The sequence below is a fragment of the Sciscionella marina DSM 45152 genome, from assembly GCF_000379465.1.
Classification (GTDB): Bacteria; Actinomycetota; Actinomycetes; order Mycobacteriales; family Pseudonocardiaceae; genus Sciscionella; species Sciscionella marina.
In genome coordinates this window covers 1-1,808 of the sequence record NZ_KB905457.1, presented here as the reverse complement: position 1 = coordinate 1,808, position 1,808 = coordinate 1, and the positions used below count along the sequence as shown (strand labels likewise).

The following is a 1,808-nucleotide window of genomic DNA, read 5'->3' as shown; positions in this document are numbered from 1 at the left end:
CGTTGGGGACATATCTGGCCATCCACGGGGAACCCGGTGGCCACACGCGGGGCCATAAACGGCCGCCACTGGGGATCATTCACTGGCCGCGGTCAGAGGGGCACGTCGTTGCGGTGTCTAGGTTTCTGAGCTGTTGAGGAACAGGAACCAGAGAAACGAGGCAACGACGTGCCATCTACCAGGGTATGGGGTCGGCTGCTGGGTGTGGGCGCAGCGGTCGTGCAGACAGTCGAGTTTGATGAGGACGAGCAGGTGTTGGTGGCGTCGGTGCGGGTGCGGGCGTGTGATCGGTACTGCTGCGGGATATGCCGGCGGCGGTGCCCGGGATATGACACCGGGCAGGGCAGACGTCGGTGGCGGGCGCTGGATCTGGGAACTGTGCGGGCCTTCGTCGAAGCCGACGCGCCACGGGTGTCCTGTACTGAGCACGGTGTGGTGGTGGCATGGGTGCCCTGGGCTCGACACGGCGCCGGGCACACCCGCGCCTTCGACGACACGATCGCTTGGCTGGCCACGACCACGTCGAAGACCACACTGCGCACACTGATGCGCATCGCCTGGCCAACCGTCGGGGCGATTGTCACGCGCGTACGGGCCGATATCGATGCCGGAATCGACCGATTCGCTGGGCTGCGCCGGATCGGTATCGATGAGATCAGCTACAAGAAAAACCACAAGTACCTGACCATCGTCGTTGATCATGACACTGGCCGGCTAGTGTGGGCAGCTGCAGGCAACGACAAGGCCACACTGCAGCAGTTTTTCGAGTTGCTCGGGCCGGCTCGCTGCACCGAGCTCACCCATGTCTCCGCCGATGCTGCGGCCTGGATCGCCCGCGTAGTCGCACACTACTGCCCGGACGCGGTTCGCTGCGCTGACCCGTTCCACGTGGTCAAGTGGGCCACCGACGCCTTGGATCAGGTCCGGCGTCAGACCTGGAACGCCCTGCGTCGCCAGCCCGGCGGCTCCGGTTGGGATCGCCGCGGGCGCCGCGCTTCGACCGGGCAAGCACAAACCCTGAAACGAGCACGGTGGGCGCTGTGGAAGAACCCGGAAAATCTCACCGAGCGGCAACACCACAGGCTGGCCTGGATCGCCAAGACCGAGCCCCGCCTGCATCGCGCCTACCTCCTCAAAGAAGGCCTTCGCCATGTCTTCGCCGTTTCCGGCCAGGAGGGCAAGCAGGCCCTGCAACGATGGCTGTCCTGGGCAGCACGGTCTCGTATCCCCGAATTCGTCAAGCTCGGCCGCACCATCCGTGTCGAACTCGAAGCCATCCACGCCAGCCTCGACCACGGCCTCTCGAACGCGTTGATCGAGTCCACCAACACCAAAATCCGCCTACTCACCCGCATAGCCTTCGGGTTCAAACACCCCGAAGCCCTCATCTCGCTGGCACTACTAGCTCTCGGCGGCTACCGGCCAACCCTACCCGACCGCACCCACACATGAGTCACAAGAGCCCGAAAAAGGGGGAGCCATGACCGGTCCCAGCCCGGTCGATCGCGGCAAGCCCGGCTCGAAGATCCATGCCATGTCCGACCGCGCCGGACTGCCGCTCGTGGTCGCCGTCTCCGCGGCTAACACCCACGACAGCCACGCCCTCAAGCCGCTGGTGATGGCTATCCCGGCGATCCGCTCCCGTCGTGGCCCACGGCGCCGCAAGCCGGGCAAGCTGCACGCCGACAAGGCCTACGACCAGCCCGACCTGCGAGACTGGGTCCACGACCGCGGCCTCACAGTCCGCATCGCCGGCAAAGGCATCGAATCCAAAGACAAACTCGGCCAGCACCGCTGGGTCATCGAAC

General features: G+C 65.4%; 1 protein-coding gene and 1 pseudogene. Both read left to right on the top strand.

Features of this window, described 5'->3' with window-relative positions:
* The first annotated feature begins 168 nt into the window (after window positions 1-168).
* Complete coding sequence (locus tag A37U_RS0139105) at window positions 169-1,452, top strand: ISL3 family transposase (protein WP_026198080.1); 1,284 nt, start codon at window positions 169-171, stop codon at window positions 1,450-1,452.
* 13 nt (window positions 1,453-1,465) lie between these two features.
* Window positions 1,466-1,808 (top strand): annotated as a pseudogene (locus tag A37U_RS0139100) (transposase); the annotation flags it as partial.